Annotated in this window: 18 protein-coding genes, 1 tRNA gene and 1 pseudogene; 4 read left to right on the top strand and 16 right to left on the bottom strand. The window is 72.9% G+C overall.

The window, feature by feature from the left end; genetic code table 11:
- The 14 genes and pseudogenes from hpnH to AA75_RS52795 all read right to left on the bottom strand — a co-directional run.
- The coding region (gene hpnH / locus AA75_RS34685) for an adenosyl-hopene transferase HpnH (protein WP_063794501.1) at positions 1 to 1021 on the bottom strand (1021 nt) is incomplete at its 3' end.
- 2 nt (positions 1022 to 1023) lie between these two features.
- Positions 1024 to 1707 (bottom strand): hypothetical protein, encoded by a 684-nt coding sequence (locus tag AA75_RS34680; RefSeq protein WP_063794500.1) that lies wholly within the window; start codon positions 1705 to 1707, stop codon positions 1024 to 1026.
- Entirely contained in the window at positions 1704 to 3671 is a 1968-nt protein-coding gene (shc, locus tag AA75_RS34675; protein WP_033824349.1) for a squalene--hopene cyclase, read from the bottom strand. Before shc ends, AA75_RS34680 begins: the two co-directional genes overlap by 4 nt.
- A gap of 82 nt (positions 3672 to 3753) precedes the next feature.
- Positions 3754 to 4830: a polyprenyl synthetase family protein gene (locus AA75_RS34670; protein ID WP_033824348.1), complete on the bottom strand. Its 1077-nt coding sequence runs from the start codon at positions 4828 to 4830 to the stop codon at positions 3754 to 3756.
- A 101-nt stretch (positions 4831 to 4931) separates the two neighbouring features.
- Positions 4932 to 6338, bottom strand: coding sequence for a hydroxysqualene dehydroxylase HpnE (gene hpnE / locus AA75_RS34665; protein ID WP_033824329.1), 1407 nt, complete (start codon positions 6336 to 6338; stop codon positions 4932 to 4934).
- A 109-nt stretch (positions 6339 to 6447) separates the two neighbouring features.
- Entirely contained in the window at positions 6448 to 7305 is an 858-nt protein-coding gene (gene hpnD, locus AA75_RS34660) for a presqualene diphosphate synthase HpnD (RefSeq protein ID WP_082527054.1), read from the bottom strand.
- Between the two features lie 41 nt (positions 7306 to 7346).
- Entirely contained in the window at positions 7347 to 8273 is a 927-nt protein-coding gene (gene hpnC, locus AA75_RS34655) for a squalene synthase HpnC (RefSeq protein WP_033824347.1), read from the bottom strand.
- 254 nt (positions 8274 to 8527) lie between these two features.
- Positions 8528 to 9322, bottom strand: coding sequence for an ABC transporter ATP-binding protein (locus AA75_RS34650; RefSeq protein WP_233289320.1), 795 nt, complete (start codon positions 9320 to 9322; stop codon positions 8528 to 8530).
- A gap of 19 nt (positions 9323 to 9341) precedes the next feature.
- Entirely contained in the window at positions 9342 to 10274 is a 933-nt protein-coding gene (locus AA75_RS34645; protein WP_033824327.1) for an ABC transporter permease, read from the bottom strand.
- Between the two features lie 143 nt (positions 10275 to 10417).
- A complete protein-coding gene (locus tag AA75_RS34640) occupies positions 10418 to 11323 on the bottom strand; it encodes a glycosyltransferase family 2 protein (RefSeq protein ID WP_051813976.1) in 906 nt (301 codons plus the stop codon).
- The gene (locus AA75_RS34635) at positions 11320 to 12057 is read right to left on the bottom strand and encodes a CDP-alcohol phosphatidyltransferase family protein (protein WP_199520484.1); all 738 of its coding nucleotides are present in this window, start codon (positions 12055 to 12057) and stop codon (positions 11320 to 11322) included. The genes AA75_RS34640 and AA75_RS34635 overlap by 4 nt, the downstream gene beginning before the upstream one ends.
- A gap of 94 nt (positions 12058 to 12151) precedes the next feature.
- Positions 12152 to 13213, bottom strand: coding sequence for an iron-containing alcohol dehydrogenase family protein (locus tag AA75_RS34630; protein WP_033824326.1), 1062 nt, complete (start codon positions 13211 to 13213; stop codon positions 12152 to 12154).
- Complete coding sequence (locus AA75_RS34625; RefSeq protein ID WP_033824325.1) at positions 13201 to 13956, bottom strand: sugar phosphate nucleotidyltransferase; 756 nt, start codon at positions 13954 to 13956, stop codon at positions 13201 to 13203. Before AA75_RS34625 ends, AA75_RS34630 begins: the two co-directional genes overlap by 13 nt.
- A gap of 188 nt (positions 13957 to 14144) precedes the next feature.
- Positions 14145 to 14219: pseudogene (locus AA75_RS52795) on the bottom strand (DUF5941 domain-containing protein); the annotation flags it as partial.
- A 484-nt stretch (positions 14220 to 14703) separates the two neighbouring features.
- Between AA75_RS52795 and idi the strand changes: the two are divergent.
- Positions 14704 to 15342, top strand: coding sequence for an isopentenyl-diphosphate Delta-isomerase (gene idi, locus AA75_RS34620; RefSeq protein ID WP_033824324.1), 639 nt, complete (start codon positions 14704 to 14706; stop codon positions 15340 to 15342).
- A gap of 87 nt (positions 15343 to 15429) precedes the next feature.
- Here the strand turns inward: idi and AA75_RS52790 are convergent, their stop codons facing one another.
- Both AA75_RS52790 and AA75_RS53585 read right to left on the bottom strand, forming a co-directional pair.
- Positions 15430 to 15981, bottom strand: coding sequence for an ATP-binding protein (locus AA75_RS52790; RefSeq protein WP_063794499.1), 552 nt, complete (start codon positions 15979 to 15981; stop codon positions 15430 to 15432).
- A 454-nt stretch (positions 15982 to 16435) separates the two neighbouring features.
- On the bottom strand, positions 16436 to 16558 hold the full coding sequence (locus AA75_RS53585) for a hypothetical protein (protein ID WP_255369538.1): 123 nt from the start codon (positions 16556 to 16558) through the stop codon (positions 16436 to 16438).
- 356 nt (positions 16559 to 16914) lie between these two features.
- Here AA75_RS53585 and AA75_RS34610 point away from each other — a divergent pair.
- The 3 genes from AA75_RS34610 to AA75_RS34600 all read left to right on the top strand — a co-directional run bounded on the left by AA75_RS34610 (position 16915) and on the right by AA75_RS34600 (position 18049).
- Positions 16915 to 16999: transfer RNA gene (locus AA75_RS34610), tRNA-Leu, on the top strand.
- 135 nt (positions 17000 to 17134) lie between these two features.
- A complete protein-coding gene (locus AA75_RS34605; RefSeq protein WP_033824322.1) occupies positions 17135 to 17575 on the top strand; it encodes a helix-turn-helix domain-containing protein in 441 nt (146 codons plus the stop codon).
- Between the two features lie 54 nt (positions 17576 to 17629).
- Entirely contained in the window at positions 17630 to 18049 is a 420-nt protein-coding gene (locus AA75_RS34600; RefSeq protein WP_033824321.1) for a VOC family protein, read from the top strand.
- The last annotated feature ends 3 nt before the right edge of the window (positions 18050 to 18052 follow it).

Below are 18052 nucleotides of genomic sequence, written 5' to 3'. Positions count from 1 at the left end.
TTCCCCGGTTGGCGGAGATCGTCTCGCGGGCGGCGCGCAGCGACTCCTTGAGCGATCCCATGGTGGCGAGGACGGCGGTGGGCTCGTAGCCGCAGTGCGCCATGCAGTTGTCGCAGCGCGGGTCCTTGCCGCGGCCGTACTTGGCCCAGTCGGTCTTCTCGATCAGTTCGCGGTAGGTCGGGACGTAGCCGTCGGCCATCAGGTAGCAGGGGCGCTGCCAGCCGAACAGCGAGTAGTTGGGGATGCCCCAGGCGGTGCACTCGAAGTCGACCTTGCCCTCCAGGAAGTCCAGGAAGAGCGGGCTGTGGTTGAGCCGCCAGCGCAGCCGGTTGCCGCCGGCGAAGGCCTTGCGGAAGAGTTCCCTGGTCTGCTCGACGCCGAGGAAGTGCTCCTGGTCGGGGGCCTTCTCGTAGGCGTACGCCGGGGAGATCATCATCTCGTCGACGTGCAGTTCGTCGTTGAGGTAGTCCAGCACCTCGATGATGGTCTGCGGGGTGTCGGTGTTGAAGAAGGTCGAGTTGGTGGTGACCCGGAAGCCGCGCCGCTTGGCCTCCTTGATCGCCTCCACCGCCTCGTCGAAGGTGCCCTCCTTGGCCACCGAGGCGTCGTGCCGCTCGCGCAGCCCGTCGATGTGGACGGTGAAGGTGAAGTACGGCGAGGGGGTGAACTTGTCGAGCTTCTTGCGCATCAGCAGGGCGTTGGTGCACAGGAAGACGTACTTGCGGCGGGCCACCAGCTGGCGGACGATCTCGTCGATCTGCGGGTGCATCAGCGGTTCGCCGCCCGCGATGGAGACCATCGGGGCGCCCGACTCCAGCACCGCGCCGACCGCCTGGGCGACCGGCATCCGCTGCTTGAGCACGCCGGCCGGGTGCTGGATCTTGCCGCAGCCCTCGCAGGCCAGGTTGCAGGCGTAGAGCGGTTCCAGCTCCACGATCAGCGGGAACTTGTCCCGCCGCTTGATCTTCTGCTGCATGAGGTAGGTGCCGACCCGGATGGTCTGACGCAGCGGCATGGCCATGACTAGCTCGCCTCCTGAGGGAGCGTCGAGGGCTGTGGGTGGGGCTGGTGGGGGGCAGGGGCGGACGCCGGGACGGCGATGGTGTGCCGGTGCCAGGCGGTGAGCGCCGGTACGGCCGCGCGCAGCGACCGCCAGGCGCGCACCCCGGCCGGCAGGGTGCCGGGGCGGATCAGCTCGCGCTCGGGGGTGTCGACCACGATCCTCAGCACCGCGGTCGGCAGGCCGGGCCGCCGCTCGGCCCGGGCCGCGAGGACGGCGGCGGCCTCCATGTCGACGGCCAGCGCGCCGGAGGCGTGCAGCGCGGCGCGCTCGGCGCCGCGGACCACGTGGTCGGCGGTGTGGTGCAGGCCGGTGTGGGCGGCCAGGCCGCGCGAACGCAGTTCCTCGGCCAGTACGGGGGCGGAGTCCAGCTCGAACCGGCGGCCCTCGCCGTCCCGGACGGCGTCCGCGACGATCACCTCGCCGGGCCGGACCCCGGGAGCCACCGAGGCGCCGAACCCGGCCACCACCAGCGCGCCGTACCCGTCGTCCGCGAGCAGCCGGGCCACGCTGCGGCCGGCCCGGCGGCGGCCCATGCCGGTGCGGGCGAGCACCGGCGGCTCGGTGGCGCCGGTCCAGTCGCCGCCGCGCAGCGCCCACAGTTCGGGGCCGAGCGCGCACAGCACCAGCAGCGGGCCTGCCGTCATCGTCCGCCTCCGCCCAGGGGGGTGCCGTTCACGTACCGGCCGAGCGCGGTCACCGGGAAGACCAGCCGGTACAGGTGGTAGTTGATGGAGAAGTCCCAGGGGAACCCCGTCCCGGTGAACTGCGGTTCGTCCCAGGTGCCCTCGGGCAGCTGGGTGTCCACCAGCCAGCGCACCCCGCGCTCGACGGCCGCGCCGTCCCCGGCCGCGGACCCGCCGGGGCCCTCGCCGGCCGCCAGCAGCGCCATCAGCGCCCAGGCGGTCTGCGAGGCGGTGGACTCGCCGCGCCCGGCCCAGCTGCCCGGGTCCTCGTACGAGCGCATGTCCTCGCCCCAGCCGCCGTCGGGGTTCTGCCGCTCCTTCAGCCAGGCCACCGCGCGGCGCACCGCCGGGTGGCCGGGCGCGGTGCCGGCCGCGACCAGGGCGGGCACCACCGAGCCGGTGCCGTACACGTAGTTGGTGCCCCAGCGGCCGAACCAGGAACCGTCGGCCTCCTGGTTGGCCAGCAGCCAGGCGACGCCGCGGCGGGTGCGCGGGTCGTGGGCGAGGCCCACCTCGGCGAGCATCTCCACCACGTGCGCGGTGACGTCGGCGGACGGCGGGTCGATCACCTCGCCGAAGTCGCAGAACGGCAGCCGGTTGGGGAGCCTGCTGGTGTTGTCGACGTCGAAGGCGCCCCAGGCGCCGTTCTTGGACTGCATGCCGAGGTTCCACCGGACCCCGCGGTGCACCGCGCCGGCCAGCCGCTCACCGTCCGGATGGGCGATCCGGCGCAGTGCCAGCACCACCTCGGCGGTGTCGTCGATGTCCGGATAGGTGTCGTTGTGGAACTCGAAGGCCCACCCGCCGGGGTCCAGCCGTGGACGTTTGACCGCCCAGTCACCCTTGACGGTGATCTCCTCGCCGAGCATCCAGTCCGCGGCGGCGACCAGCGCGGGGTGGTCGGCGGGCAGTCCGGCGTCGCGCAGCGCGATGGCGGCCAGGCAGGTGTCCCAGACCGGGGACTGGCAGGCCTCCATCCAGCGCCGCCCGTCGGGGGTGTGCACGGTGAAGCCGTCGAAGGAGGCCAGCCCGGCCTTCATCACCGGGTGGTCGAGCGGGTAGCCCAGCAGGTGCAGGGCGATCAGCGAGTAGACGGCGGGCGGCTGGATGCCGCCCCAGCAGCCGTCGGCCTCCTGCCGTTCGACGATCCACCGGCCGGCCCGGCTCAGGGCGAGGCGGCGCAGCGGGCGCAGCGCGTAGCGGTGGTAGACGTGCATCAGCCGGTCGAGCCGCTGGAAGAGGCCGTCCCAGCTGCGGGCGGGGGCGAGCGGCCGGGCCGGGTACGGGTCGGCCGGGTCGGTGTGCAGCTCGGTGAGGGCGAACGGGGCGGGCCGCACCGGGCGGCTGGCGGAGACCACCGTCAGCGGCACGATGGTCTGCCGGGCCCAGCAGCCGAAGTCGTAGATGTTCAGCGGTGCCCAGCTGGGCAGGAAGATCAGCTCGGGGGGCAGCTCGGGGAGTTCGTCCCAGGGCCACCAGCCGAACAGGGCGAGCCAGATCCGGGTGAAGACCCGGCTGGCGGCGATGCCGCCGCGGGCGCGGACGAACTCGGCGGCCGCCCGCATGTGCCCGGCCTCGGGCGGGTCGCCGGCCAGCCGCAGCGCCACGTACGCCTCGACCGTGGCGGACAGCTCGGGCGGGCCGCCGTGGAAGGTGGCCCAGGTGCCGTCCTCGCGCTGCTGGGAGCGGATCCAGGCGGCACTGGCCGCGGTCTGCTCCTCGGTGCGGATGCCCAGGAACTGTCGCAGTAACAGGTCCTCGGCGTCCATGGTGACGTTGGTCTCCAGGTCGCCCTTCCACCAGCCCTCGGTGCTCTGCAGCGATAGCAGGTGGGTGGTGGCCCGGGCCAGGGCGGCCGCGGCGGGTGAAGAATCGTTTGGCCCGGTCGGGACCGGGGCCCGGCGCGGGCCGGGTCCGTCGGGCACCGGCGGGCGGGTGCCCACCGCGGCCGGCTCGGGATCGTACTCGGGGTCGAGCCGGCCGCCCGCGGTTGCTGTCACCTTGACGTCACCTCTCTCGTACCACCACGAATTCGGCGAGTGCCACGAAGTGCTCGCGCACCGTGCGGTCCATCGGCACCTCGTCCAGAGCGGCGAGGGCGGTCTCGTACTGGCGGCGGGCCTCGTCCTGGGTCCAGGCGCGGCCGCCGGCCTGCTCGATCAGGGCGGCGCGGGCGGCGAGCTGCGGCTCGCTCTCCTCGCCCCGGCCCTTGGGGTCGGCCAGCTGCTCGGCCAGCAGCCGGGAGGCCTCGCCGCCGTCGGCCAGCGCGGCGGCCACCGGAAGCGACTTCTTGCGCTGGCGCAGGTCGCCCCAGTGCGGCTTGCCGGTGACCTCGGTGGCGCCCCAGATGCCGAGCAGGTCGTCCACCGCCTGGAAGGCCAGGCCCAGGTGGTGGCCGTAGCGCTGGAGCGCGTCGGAGACCCGGTCGTCGGCACCGGCCAGCACCGCGCCGACGGCGGCGGAGGCGGCCAGCAGCGCGCCGGTCTTGTTGCCCTCCATCTCCAGGCACTCCTCGACGGTGACCAGGTCACGGTGTTCGAAGGAGAGGTCCTGGGCCTGGCCGTCGATCAGCTTGCGGGTCGCGGTGGTGATCAGCCGGACGGCGCGGGCGGCGTCCGCGGCGGTCGCCTTGCCGCTGACGGCGGCGTCCAGCAGCACCTCGGTGCCGAGCGTGGCCAGCGCGTCGCCGACCAGGATCGCCTGGGCCGGGCCGAAGACCGTCCACGCCGTCGCCCGGTGCCGCCGGAACTCGTCACCGTCCATCAGATCATCATGGAGCAGGGAAAAGTTGTGCACCATCTCAACGGAGACGCCGCCGGGCACCCCGTGCTCGGCGGGGGCCCCGGCCGCCTCGGCCGACAGCAGCGCCAGGGCGGGGCGGACGGCCTTGCCGCCGTCCCCCGCGGCCGGCTTGCCGTCCCGGTCGATCCAGCCGAAGTGGTACGCCGCGACGGTGTCCATCGGTGCGGCCAAACGGGCGATGGCGGAGCGCAGCGGCGGGGTGCACAGGCTCCGGCCGCGGGCCAGCAGCTCCACCACCGACGAGGTGTCCTTGACCGGTGCGGCCCCCGCGGCCCGAGCCATCGAGCCGGTGCGTGCCTCCACGTGCGTTCCCTCTTCCTGCGTGTTCCCGGCCGTGGGGGACGGCCGGTCTGGTGCGATGTCGGTGGTGGTGGGGCGGGCCGTCATCGGGGCCACCGCCCGTCGCCGCGGTCGACCCGGATCCGCACCGCGGCGCCGGCCCGGGCCAGCGCGGCGTCGGCGGCGGCGTGGCCGCTGCGGACCGCGCTCTCCATGGTCGCGGGCCAGCCGGTGGCGGTCCACGAACCGGCCAGCAGCACGCCGGGCACCGCCGTCCGGGCCGCCGGGCGCAGGGCCGCGGTGCCGGGCGCCGGGTCGAAGGTGGCGGTGCGCTCGCGGGTGACGAAGAAGTCCAGCACCCGGGCGCCGCGGGCGGCCGGCAGCAGCCGCTCCAGCTCCGGCAGGTAGCGCTCGCGCAGCTCGGCGACCGGCAGGTCGATCTCGGCCTCGACGGCCGACTGGGAGAGCGCGAGGTACTGGGCGCCGGGCACGTCGAGACCGGAGTGCGCCGTCCGGTCGAACACCCACTGCACCGGGGAGCCCAGTGCGGCGAAGAACGGCCGCCGCAGCAGCTTGCGGTCGTAGACCACGTGCACGTTGAGGATGGGCGCGTGGCCGAGCTGCCCGAGCCGCTGCTGCTGCTCGATCGCCCCGGGCGGCAGCAGGGCGGCGGCCGACTCCTGGGCCCCGGCCAGCACCACGGTGTCGGCGGTGAGCAGCTCGCCGCCCTCCAGCCGGACCGCGTGCTGGTCGGCGGGCTTGAGCTCGGCGGCGCGGGTGCGCAGCAGCACCCGGACGCCGGCGCGCTCGAGCTCGGCGAGCGCCGCGTCGTGGTGGATCCCGCCGAGCGGGACGTTGGCCATCCCGATGTCGGAGGCGCCCGGGTCGGAGAGCAGGCCGGTCTTGAAGACCATCGCGGCCAGCGCCAGCGAGGTCCGGTCGGCGGTGGCGTTCAGCGTGGCCACGCCGACCAGGTCCCAGAGCGCGGCCAGGGTGGCCGGGGTCTGGCCGTGCCGGCGCAGCCAGTCGCCGAACGAGAGCCGGTCCAGGGCCGGGTCGGTGAGGTCGAGCGCCTTGAGCGCGAGCGCTCCCCGCACCACCCGCAGCCGGTCGGCCGGGGACAGGTGGGGGTAGCCCGCCAGGCTGGCGGCGAGGTGCAGCGGGACCGGCAGGCCGGCCCGGCGCAGCCGGCCGAGGGTGCGGGAGCCGTCCGGACCGAGACCGAGCACCGGGACGTCCAGCCGGGGCTGGAGATCCACCAGATGGCCCGCGCCCAGCCGGTCGACCAGGCCGCGGTAGGCGGTGCAGCAGCGCAGGAAGACGTGCTGGCCGTTGTCGACGGTCAGGTCGCCGCGGCGGAAGGAGAAGGCCAGGCCGCCGAGGCGGGGGCGGGTCTCCAGCAGGGTGACCCGCTGGCCGGCCTCGGCCAGCCGCAGCGCGGCGGTGATGCCCGCCAGGCCGCCGCCGACCACCACGGCGGTGGGCCGGTGGACCGCAGCTCGTGCCGACATCAGCCTCTCCCCCCGTCGTTGTGGTCCTTCCGTCGCCCGGCGGTGGACAACGCTCTCCCAGGCATGCGTGGTTCCCTGCTGACACAGCGTGACATAACTGGCGAGAGAATCAAGAACGCCCTCCGGCGAGCCCGGACAGTGCCACGTATGCCTTCTGCCATCCGGGCAGCGAGACCCGGCCGCGCAGCACCGACTCCGGCTCGGCGGCGATCCGTCCGAGCAGCCGGTGGTAGATGCCGGCCATCGCGGCGGTGCAGGCGCGGCTGCGGCGGTCGAGCAGCGGCAGCAGCCGCAGGCCCTCCTCGAAGGCCCGCTGGGCCCGCTCGGCCTCGAAGGCGACCAGGCCGGTGAAGTCGGCCCCGGCGGGCAGCACGGGCTGCCCGAAGCCCTGCTCGCAGCCGAACCGGGCCAGGTCCTCGGCGGGCAGGTAGGTGCGGCCGTTGGCGGCGTCCTCGCGCAGGTCGCGCAGGATGTTGGTGAGCTGCAGCGCGAGGCCCAGGGTGTCGGCGTAGCGCTCGCCGAGGGCCGGGTCCTCGCAGCCGTACACGCCGAGCGAGAGGCGGCCGATCGAGCCGGCCACGCAGCGGCAGTAGACCTTGAGGTCCTCGAAGGTCTGGTACTCGACGCCCTTGAGGTCCATCTCGACGCCGTCGATCAGTTCGTCGAAGCCGCCGAGCGGGATCGGGAAGCGCCGGGCGGCGTCCGCGAGCGCGACCTTGATCGGGTCGGTGTCCTCCTCGGACACCGACCCGGCCCTGATCTGGTCCAGCAGCGCCCGGGTCTGCCCGAGCTGCTCGGTCTTGCGGTCGGGTGGCAGTTCGCCGTCGCCGATGTCGTCGACCCGCCGGGCCAGCGCGTACAGCGCCGACATGGCGAGCCGCTTGGACTCGGGCAGCAGCCGGATGCCGTAGCTGAAGTTGCGGGCCTGCAGCGCGGTGACCGCCTCGCAGTACCGGTAGGCCGCCATGACCGGCGCCGACGCCAGTGGTGATGCCCCCACTCGGGCGCTCACCTTCCCTTCGCGAAGAGTGCGGCCGCCTTCACTGCGAGGCGGCGCTTGTCCGGCTTGGCCTGGATGGCCAGTACGTCGTACCCGGCGGCCTCGATGGCCGCCAGGGCCGCGTACCCTCCGGCGGTGAATCCCGCCAGCAGCAGTCGGAGCCTTCCTCGAACCGTACCTACCAGCGGTGACCCGTGGTCGAGCAGGGTCCGGGCCCGGGCCGCCTCGAAGGCGATCAGCTCGCGGACCCGCGGCCCGGCGGCGGGGGCGGCGAGGTCGGCCTCGGTGACCCGGAAGCGGGCCATGTCCTCGGCCGGCAGGTAGATCCGGCCGCGGGCGAGGTCCTCGGCCACGTCCTGGAGGTGCTCGATGATCTGGAGCGCCGTGCAGATCTGGTCCGAGCGGGTGATCCGCTCGGGCGTGGAGCGTCCGGCGATGGCCAGCACCAGGCGGCCGACCGGGTCGGCGGAGAGCGTGCAGTAGTCGAGCAGGTCCTGGTACCTGGGGTAGCGGGCGACCCGCTGGTCCACCCGGTTGGCCTCGATCAGCCGGCGGAACGGCTCGGGGGTCAGGCCGTGCCGGTCCACCAGCGGCACCAGCGCGCGCATCAGCGGGTGGCGCGGGCCCTCGGCGGCGGGGCGGGCGGCGTCCGGGGACAGGGCCGCCTCCAAGGCACGGTCGAGGTCGCGCTCCAGGCCGTCCAGCAGGGCGGGCCGGAAGCCGGGGTCCTGGGGAGCGCTCTCCACGTCCAGCAGACGGGCCACCCCGGCCGGATCGGCGAGGTCGCCGTCGCCGGCGTCGTCGATCAGACGGGCGAAGCCGTAGACCGCCATCAGGTCGGCGCGCCAGGCGGCGGGCAGGAACACCGGGGCGACCGGGAAGTTCTCCAGGTCCGCTTTGCCGAGGGTGCCGTCGTCCAGCGTGCCGCCGCCCAGGGCGCCGCCACCCGCCCCACCATCAGTCGGGTTATCTGATTTAGCTGAAGCCGCCACTGCCGTCACTCCCCCGTTGTACACCGGCCGACCCTCCGGGCCCGCCTCGGACACGCCTCGCGGACCCACTCGGGGCGGCTCCCCGGCCAGGTCCCAGCCTTGCAGCCTCCCGCCGTCCGGGGGAAGACCGCCGGTACACGACGCAGGGCCGGTCCGGGGAAGCCCCGGCACCGGCCCCGCAGGTCGGGAGCGCCCGCTCAGGGGCGCTCACCCCGCTCGTAGGCGGAGACGACGTCCTCGGTGAGGCCGTCCATGACCAGCTCGCCGTGCTCGATCCAGATGGTCCGCTCGCAGACCTCGCGGATCGAGTTGTTGTCGTGGCTGACCAGGAAGACCGTACCGGCCGCCTTGCGCAGCTCGTTGATCCGCTGCTTGCTGCGCTGCTGGAAGGCCTGGTCACCGGTGGCCAGCGCCTCGTCGATCAGCAGCACGTCGTGGGTCTTGGCCGCGGCGATCGAGAACCGGAGCCGGGCGCCCATGCCGGAGGAGTACGTGCGCATCGGCAGCGAGATGAAGTCGCCCTTCTCGTTGATGCCCGAGAAGTCGACGATCTCCTGGTACCGGCTGCGCACCTCCTCCTTGGTCATGCCCATCGCCAGGCAGCCGAGCACCACGTTGCGCTCGCCGGTGAGGTCGTTCATCAGGGCGGCGTTGACGCCCAGCAGCGAGGGCTGGCCGTTGGTGTAGATGCCGCCGCGCTCGGTCGGCAGCAGGCCCGCGATGGCCGCCAGCATGGTCGACTTGCCGGAGCCGTTCGACCCGATCAGGCCGACCGCCTCGCCCTTGTACGCGGTGAAGCTGATCCCGCGCACCGCGTGCACCTCGCGGATCGAGGGCGAGCGCTTCTTGCTGATGATCCGGCTCAGCGCCGAGGTGGCGCTGCCCTTGCCGGCGCCGGCGCCGTGCACCCGGTAGACGATGTGCACGTCGTCGACGACCACGGTGGGGACCCGGGCGCTGTCGTTCTGGGCGTCGCGCACGGCGCTCTCCAGGCTCTCGGTGGTTGCGGTGTCAGCCACGGCCGTACTCCTCCTCGGCCTTCCAGAAGAACACGTAGCCGACCACGAAGGTGACCACGGCCCAGGCGATGCCCAGTTCCCACTGGTGGTGCGGCAGCTTCTGGTGGTTCTTGGTCGCCGGGTCGTAGATCTCCGGGACCATGGCGTACCGGATCAGGTCCATGTAGACCGAGGCCGGGTTGATCGTCATGATCACCTGGATGTAGTGCGGCCACTTGTCGATCCGGTCCTGGATGCTGTACATCACGCCGGACATGTAGAGCCAGGCGCGCATCACGAACGGGATCAGCTGCGAGATGTCACTGGTCTTGGCGCCGATCCGGGCCATGATCAGGGCCAGGCCGGTGTTGAACGCGCTCTGCAGGATCAGCGCCGGGATCACCAGGATCCAGGTGTCGGTCGGCGGGATCCCGCTGCCCAGCACGATGGCGACCAGCACCACCATCGAGATCAGCAGCTGCTGGAGCTGGATCACGGTGAAGGCGATCGGCATCGAGGCACGGGGGAAGTGCAGCGCGCGGATCAGCCCGAGGTTGTCCGAGATCGCCCGGGTGCCGGCCTGCACCGCGCTCTGGGTGAACTGGAAGACGAAGACACCGATGCACAGCCAGGCGACGTAGTGCGGGATCCCCTTGTTGCCGAGGATCACGCCGAAGACGATGTAGAACACCAGGCAGTTCAGCAGGGGCGTGGCCACCTGCCAGACCTGGCCGAGCTTGGCCGTGGTGTACTGCGCGACCAGCCGGGCGGTGGCGAACGCCATGATGAAGTGGCGCCGGTTCCACAGCTGCCTGCTGTACGCGAACAGCCCGGGGCGGCGACCGCTGACCGTCAAGCCGTACTTGTCCGCCAGCTGCTTGGGGGTCAGGCCCGCGTCCGCCCCCCTCGGGGCTGAGAGGCTGACGGAATCACTCACTGTCGACACATTCGTCCTTTAGCGGGATCGATGGTCCGGTCCGCACCTGTATCGGCTGAGCAGGCGGGCCGGGGCCGGATCCGGGGGGATCACGGGGGGACAAGCCGGTCGGCAGAGGGGCTGCTGCCGACCACAGCGATCACAACATGCGATCAGATGATTGGCGGTCTGCCCAACCTGGTCAGTCGCCATACAGTACGCCATCGCATCGGACGGCGAGGACCGCAGGGCTCCCGCCAGCCGGCCAGGAAACCGCCCAGCCACGCCTTGACCGCGGCACCCGAGGGGCGGCGGGCCAGCGTGAGCAGGAACCAGGTTCCCAGGTAGAGAGGGACCAACGGCACCGGGAGGTTCCGTCGGGCCAGCCACACCCGGTTCCGGGCCACGTTGTGCAGGTACGTGGCGTGCCGGCCCGGGGAAGTCGTCGGGTGGTGCAGCACGATGTCCGCCCGGTAGTCGATCGACCAGCCGGCGTCCAGCGCGCGCCAGGCCAGGTCGGTCTCCTCGTGGGCGTAGAAGAAGTCCCCGGGCAGCTGCCCGGCCGTCCGGAACACCTCGCTGCGCACCGCGCTGGCGCCGCCCAGGAAGGTGGTCACCGGCGAGGAGACCAGCGGGTCGCCGACGCGCAGCCGCGGGACGTGCCGGCGCTGGGTGACGCCGGTGTCCGGGTCGGCGATCCGGAACGAGACGATGCCCAGCTCCGGGTCGGCGGCGAAGGCCTGCCGGAGCAGCTCGGCCGAGTCCTGCCCGGGCAGCGAGCCGTCGTCGTCCAGGAAGAGCACCGCGTCGACGTCCCGGCCGTCCTCGCCGAACAGCTCGATGCCGACGTTGCGGCCGCCGGGGATGCCCAGGTTCTCAGGCAGCTCGGCGGTGCGCACACCTTCCGGCAGCGGCGGCAGCGGAGCGCCGTTGCCGACCACCGCCAGTTCGACGGCCGGGCCGTGCTGGGCGCGCACCGAGTCGATCAGTGCGGTCAGCTCGGCCGGGCGGTCGCCCATCGTGATGATGACGGCGCCCAGCCGGAAGCCCTCGGTGCCCTCGCCGGACCCGGTGCTCATCGCAGCCTGCTGGACAGGACGATGCTGAGCAGGTGCAGCACGGTCTGGAGCATGGCGATGGCGGCCAGCACGACCACCGCGAGGCGGGTGAAGAACAGCCCCCCGTGCACGGCGTCGGCGATCCCGGCCGCCAGGATGAACAGCGAGGCCTCGACCGCGCCGACCAGGCGGTGGAACTTCAGCAGCGAGGCCGCCCGGCGGGCCTTGGCCACGGCGGTGGAGCGCGGCACCGAGGCCTCGTCCTGCACGGCGGTCAGACCGCTGCGGGCGCGGGCCACGTCGACCAGGTCGGTCTCCGACTTGATCAGGATCGCACCGAGCGCGGCCAGCGTGCCGAGGAAGGCCCACTGCCACTGCGAGGCGGAGCCCTCCTGGTGGAACAGGTCGGCGGCGCGCAGGCCGAGGCCGGTGAGCAGCGCGGCCTCGGACATGTAGTGGCCGACCCGGTCCAGGTAGACGCCGGTCAGCGAGGTCTGCCGGCGCCAGCGGGCCACCTCGCCGTCGACGCAGTCGAGCAGCAGGTAGATCTGGATCAGCAGCGCGCCGAGCACTGCTCCGGTGATCCCCGGCACCAGCAGCGCGGCGCCGGCCGCGATGCCGGTCAGCATCATCAGGTAGGTCAGGCCGTTGGGCGTGATCACCGTCATGGTGGACAGGACCCGGGTGATCCGCAGCGAGATCTTGCGCATGTAGAGGCGGCCGGCCCAGTGCTCGGCGCTCCGGCGCTGGAGCATGCCCTCCGGGTGGATGACGGCCCGCAGCTCCTCGATCGAGGGGCGGCGGGTGAGGTCGACCGGCGGGCGCTCGGCCGGGGTCCCGGCGGGGCGGTCAGCTGTTGACGGCTTGGACATAGTCGGCGTACGCGTCCCTGATGTCTGATGGGGAGAGGTCGAGGTGCTCGAGGATGGTGAAACGACCCGGACGGGTGTTCGGAGCGTAGTGCACCGCTTCGGTGAACTCCGCCTCGGTGAAGCCGATCTCGTCCGCGGTCACCGGAAGGCCGTGGAACCGCAGGCGGTCCACGACCAGGCCGGTCAGCTCGCGCTCGCCCCGCAGGAAGCAGGCGAAGGCCGCACCGAGGCCCACCTGCTCGCCGTGCTGGGCGGACCGCTTGGGATACAGCACGTCCAGGGCGTGCGAGATCTCGTGGCAGGCCCCCGAGGACGGCCGGGTACTGCCAGCGATGTTCATCGCGATGCCGGACAGTACCAGGGCTTCCGCGAGCGCCGTCAGCAGGTCCTGGTCGGCCAGGCTGCCGGGGTGGCGCAGCAGGTTCTCACCGGCCGCGCGGGCCATCGCGACCGCCAGTCCGTCCACCGGCTCGCCGGTCACGGTGTGCGACAGCTCCCAGTCCGCGCAGGCGGAGATGTTGGAGATGACGTCGCCGATCCCGGAGGCCACGAACCGCGCCGGGGCCCGGCGGACCACGTCCAGGTCGACCACGATGCCGATCGGGCTGGGCACCCCGTACGAGCCGCGCCCGGCGTCGTTGTCGAGGGTCGAGACCGGGGAGCAGATGCCGTCGTGGGCCAGGTTGGTGGCGACCGCGACGACCGGCAGGCCGACCCGGGCCGCGGCGTACTTGGCCACGTCGATGATCTTGCCGCCGCCGAGGCCCACGATCGCGTCGTAGTGCCCGGCGCGCATCTGGTCGGCCAGCCGTACCGCGCTGTCCAGGGTGCCGTCCGGCACGTGGTACCAGTCGGCGCCCGGCAGCAGCGGCTCCAGCCGCTCCCGCAGGACCGCACCGGAGCCGTTGCTGACCGCCACCGCTATCCGGCCGGAGGCCGACAGCCGCTGGTCGGCGAGGATCCCGCCGAGCGCGTCCAGGGCGTCCGGGCGGATCTCGACGAAGACCGGCGAGGGCACCAGTCGGGTCAGTACCGGCACGCGATCTCCCGCGCCTTCGCCAGGTCGTCGTGGTTGTCGACCTCGACCCAGGAGACCTCGCCGATCGGCTGGACGTCGATCCGCAGGCCGCGGTCGACCATCTCCTGGTAACCGTCCTCGTAGTACAGCTGCGGGTCGCGCTCGAAGGTGGCGCGCAGCGCGTCGCTCAGGTCGGCGGCGGCGGCGGGGTTGATCACCGTGACGCCGATGTACTCACCGGTGGCCTCGGCCGGGTCCATCAGCTTGGTGATCCGCCGCATGCCGGCCGCCGGGTCGACGACGACCTTCATCTCCTCGTCGGCGAGCTTCTTCACGGTGTCCAGGGCGAGCAGGATGCCGGGGGCGGTGCCCTCCTTGATCCGGCGGTCGTTGCCGTCCAGCATGGTGCGCTGCACCGAGGCGGGGTGCACGGTGTCGCCGTTGGCGAGCAGCAGCCCCTCGCCGAACAGGTCCCGGGCGCACCACAGGGAGTAGGCGTTGTTCCACTCCTCGGCCTTGTCGTTCTCGACCAGGGTCAGCTTGACGCCGTACTTCTGCTCCAGGGCGTCCTTGCGGTCGTACACCGCCTCCTTGCGGTAGCCCACGACGATCGCGGCCTCGCGCAGGCCGACCTCGGCGAAGTTGCCGAGGGTGAGGTCCAGGACGGTCCGCTCCCCGTCGACCGGCACCAGGGCCTTGGGCAGGGTGTCGGTGTACGGGCGGAGCCGGCGGCCCGCGCCGGCTGCCAGGACGAGGCCGATCATGCGGTGTCTCCTGTTTCGTCGTGTGCTGCTGTGACGCCGCGGGGCACCCGCACGTGGATGCCCGCGGCGCTGCGGTCGGCGCACCGGCCGCCGCGCACCCGGCGACCACGCACCCGGTCGCCGCGACGGGGAGCGGCGGGCCCGGCCGTCCTGCCCGCCGTCGTCCCGCACCGGCCCCCGGGACGGCGCCCGGCCCCGCCCTCGGGGCGGTACACCGTGTCGTAGTGATGGTAGGCGACCACGGCGACCAGCCCGAACGCGGCCGCGGTGGACGGCGCGAAGCCGCACCGGCCGAGCGAAACCCCAGGTGAGGGGCCCGGTCCGTGTGGATCATCATCCCGGACGACCGGGCGCCGCGACAAGCGACCCGGGGACGCTTCCGGCGGCGGTCCGGCGGCCCCGCACCGGTCCGGGCGGGACTCGTGAATCATCCGCGCGCATCCGTACGCATCCGCGCGACGGAATCGAGCGGACTTGCCAGAAGGTGAACGAACGGTCGACAAAATTGACCACTGGTCGAACAGTTTCACCATTCATCCATACCGGTACGGCCCGGTAAGCGCCCAGATGTGCGTCGGACCAGCACCGACGCTGGGCCATACGGCAGACTGGGGCCCCGACGCCCCCTGGTGCACCCCGGGCGACCCCGGGGACGCCCGGCGGCGCAGCCGACCACCGGACCGGGGTGGACGGACCCGGGCCCGCACGCCCGGGTGGCGGCTCCGGTCCCCGCGCGAAAGGGGCCTCATGCCCACGAGCCCATCGACCAGCCGGCCGGATCTCGCTGACGCCCCCGCGGGCCTCACCGGCAGAGAACCGGGCACCGACCCCGGTCTGGGCGCCGCCGGGCCGGAGATCCTGCTGGAACTCGTGGACGACGACGGCGTCACCGTCGGCACCGCCGAGAAGCTCTGGGCCCACCAGCAGCCGGGCCGCCTCCACCGGGCGTTCTCCGTCTTCCTGTTCGACCAGCAGGGCCGGCTGCTGCTCCAGCGCCGGGCGCTCGGCAAGTACCACTCGCCGGGCGTGTGGTCCAACACCTGCTGCGGCCACCCCTACCCCGGCGAGCAGCCCTTCGTGGCCGCCGCCCGGCGCACCGCGGAGGAGCTCGGCGCGGCCCCGGCGCTGCTCTGCGAGGCCGGGACGGTGCGCTACGACCTGCCCGACGAGGCCTCCGGCCTGATCGAGCGGGAGTGGAACCACCTGTTCGTCGGCCTGGTCACCGCCGAGCTGGCGCCCGACCCGGACGAGGTCGACTCCACCCGCTTCGTCACCGCCCAGGAGCTGAAGGACCTGCGGGCGCAGAAGCCGTTCTCGGTGTGGTTCGAGACCGTCTTCGACGCCGCGCTGCCGGGTATCCAGGAGATCGCCGGACGGGACTGGTAGGGGCACCCGCCCCCGCGGGGCACCCCGGCCCGGGGTGCCCCACCCGGGCCCGGTCCCGCCCGGTCCCGCGCGGGGCGGGCCGGAGCGTCACTCGGGCCAGGCGTGCCGCCCGGCGGTCTCCCCCTCCGCGGGCGCGTCCTCGTCGTCCTTGACCGCCTCGGTGATCGCATCGAGCATCGCCACGTCGGGGAACCCCGGCCGGACACCGGCTCGGCCCTGCGGCGGTACCGCCGGGCCGGGCAGCGGCAGGGCCGCCCAGATCACCTTGCCGCCCTCCTCGGTCCGCTCCACGTCGCACACCCCGCCGGCCTGCAGCGTGATGCTCTTGACCAGCAGCAGCCCGCGTCCGCCCAGCCGTCCCAGATCGCTCTCCTGCGCCTTGGGCCGGTACGGATGCCCGTCCTCGACGGCGACCCGCACCCGGCCCTCCCCGATCCGCAGCTCGGTGACGACCCGGGGGGAGAGCGCCGCGGCATGGGTGACGGCGTTGCCCACCAGCTCGGAGACGATCAGCAGCAGGTCGTCGATCAGTTCCTGGTAGCGCTCCCCCGCCATCCCCTCGGCCAGCAGCCGGTCGCGCACGGCATGGCGGGTGCGGGGCACCGAGGCCTCGCTGGACTCCGCCGGGAAGCGCCACACCCCGGGCCGCGGCACCTGCTCGGTCCGCCCGGCGCGGGACCCGGCGGCGGCGCCGGTGCCGGTCCCCCTGCCGGTGTCGATGCCGATTCCGGTTGGTGCTGCGGTCGGGGCCGATGAGGATGAGGTGGGGAGAGGGGGAAGTGGTTCGGGGCCGTCGGACGGTCTCGTCGTCGGCCCGGTCGCCTCGCTGGTCTGTTCCACGGTCAAGCCGCCCTTCGCACGGTGACGGGAGGCTCTGCCGCCGACCGCAGCTCATGCCACCGGCGGCCTCTCGGGAATCGGGCGTTCCGCTCAAGGCTCCCTAGGTTCACAGAGGCTAGGAGACCAGCTGTCAGCGGCTGGAGCGGGGACTGGAACTAGGCATCGGCTGAACTCTTACGACGGATTCTGAACGGAAGCAGCCGAATGCGGTCCATTCATGGCACCGATCACGGGGCCATGCCAGCGAGATCGATCAACCCGGCGGCGGCTGCGACGGTGGCCCGGCGGCCTTGCGGGCGTCCGCGGCCATCCCGATCACCCGGCGCGAGCCGATCCCCACGCCGATCAGCCCGAGGCCGCCGAAGAGCAGCGACACGCGAGCGCCCCCGTACGGTGATCCCGCCGACCACCCGGAAGGTCCCGGCGCTCAGGAACAGCAGGGCGGTGAACTGCGTCAGCCCTCGGGCTCGGCGTCCGGCCGCACCACCAGGACCAGGCCGGCCGCGAGGTCCAGCCGTCCAGCAGCATGCAGGCGCGCCAGCCCGCGCACCGCCACCACCTCCGGGTCACCCGTCGGTCCGTCCTGTCCGTGTTCGTCAGTATTCGTCCCAGCACACCTCCAGGCACCCCGCCGGGCGGCAGATACGCAGGTGAGAAGCGGTCCGCGGGCCTGGTAGTGTTCTCTCTGTCGCCACGGGAAGAACACAAGTGAAACCCGCGGCAACACACCCGGTCCGGGTGGCGGAATGGCAGACGCGCTAGCTTGAGGTGCTAGTGCCCTTTATCGGGCGTGGGGGTTCAAGTCCCCCCTCGGACACAGACCGCTCGCAGTCGCGAGCGAGCCGGTGCCGGTCAGGAGAGATCCTGGCCGGCATCTTGCGTTGTGCGCGCCCGTCCGGGCGCCCTTTCGGCGGCGGCTCCGCTGTCACACCCCTTCACTACGCTGGACCACGTGGCCGCACACCCCCCTGCCCGCCATCTGCTCCGGGCCAAGGACCTCGCCGACGCGCGGTACGCCGAGCCGCTCACCGTCGCCGAGCTCGCCGCGGCGGCCGGCCTGTCGCGGGCGCACTTCAGCCGCGAGTTCCGGCGGGCGTTCGGCGAGTCCCCGCACGTGTACCTGCTGACCAGGCGGCTGGAGCGGGCCGCCACCCTGCTGCGCACCACGGACCGCCCGATCGCCACCGTCTGCTTCGACGTCGGGCTGAACAGCCTGGGTTCGTTCACCACCAGCTTCACGCGGATGTACGCGCGCACGCCCGCGGCCTACCGGGCGGCGTTCCCGCCCGCGGCCGCGCACGCCATCATCCCGGGCTGTGTGCAGCGCGCCTACGGCCGCCCGCAACACCGCACGTTTCGAGAAGACGCCGCCGAGGGCCCCGGAATAGCGTGACGGTATCGCCGCTACGGAACACCATGCCGACGGCCCGCCCCACCGGAGGACTCGATGATCAGGATCGCCACCGCTCAGCTCTGGGTGCACGACCAGGAGGAGGCGCTCGCCTTCTACACGAAGAACGTCGGGATGGAGGTCAGGTCCGACGTCACCCTCCCCGAGATGGGGGACTTCCGCTGGCTCACGGTCGGTCCGGCCGGGCAGGAGGACGTGGCCATCGTGCTGATGGCGATCCCCGGTCCGCCGGTGCTCGACGCCGAGACCCAGGGTCAGGTGCGCGAGCTGACCGCCAAGGGCGCGGCCGGCACCGTCTTCCTGACCACCGACGACTGCGACGCCGCCTACGCGGAGCTCTCGGCGCGCGGCGTCGAGTTCAACGAGAAGCCGACCGACCAGCCGTACGGCCGTGACTGCGGGTTCCGCGACCCGTCCGGCAACAACATCCGGCTCACCCAGCTCCGGGAGATGTGACCC

It is taken from the genome of Kitasatospora sp. MBT63 (assembly GCF_000710465.2).
GTDB lineage: Bacteria > Actinomycetota > Actinomycetes > Streptomycetales > Streptomycetaceae > Kitasatospora.
Note: the sequence above shows the minus strand (reverse complement) of the source record. Positions and strands in the feature narration are given on the sequence as shown.

Bases quoted from the DNA above. Each gene is read 5' to 3' on its own strand.
- hpnE (WP_033824329.1), bottom strand. From the start codon at position 6,338: ATGTCGGCACGAGCTGCGGTCCACCGGCCCACCGCCGTGGTGGTCGGC.
- AA75_RS34625 (WP_033824325.1), bottom strand. From the start codon at position 13,956: ATGATCGGCCTCGTCCTGGCAGCCGGCGCGGGCCGCCGGCTCCGCCCG.
- AA75_RS34680 (WP_063794500.1), bottom strand. From the start codon at position 1,707: ATGACGGCAGGCCCGCTGCTGGTGCTGTGCGCGCTCGGCCCCGAACTG.
- AA75_RS34635 (WP_199520484.1), bottom strand. From the start codon at position 12,057: ATGCTCCAGCGCCGGAGCGCCGAGCACTGGGCCGGCCGCCTCTACATG.
- AA75_RS34640 (WP_051813976.1), bottom strand. From the start codon at position 11,323: ATGAGCACCGGGTCCGGCGAGGGCACCGAGGGCTTCCGGCTGGGCGCC.
- idi (WP_033824324.1), top strand. From the start codon at position 14,704: ATGCCCACGAGCCCATCGACCAGCCGGCCGGATCTCGCTGACGCCCCC.
- AA75_RS34670 (WP_033824348.1), bottom strand. From the start codon at position 4,830: ATGGCTCGGGCCGCGGGGGCCGCACCGGTCAAGGACACCTCGTCGGTG.
- hpnD (WP_082527054.1), bottom strand. From the start codon at position 7,305: ATGGCGGCCTACCGGTACTGCGAGGCGGTCACCGCGCTGCAGGCCCGC.
- AA75_RS34600 (WP_033824321.1), top strand. From the start codon at position 17,630: ATGATCAGGATCGCCACCGCTCAGCTCTGGGTGCACGACCAGGAGGAG.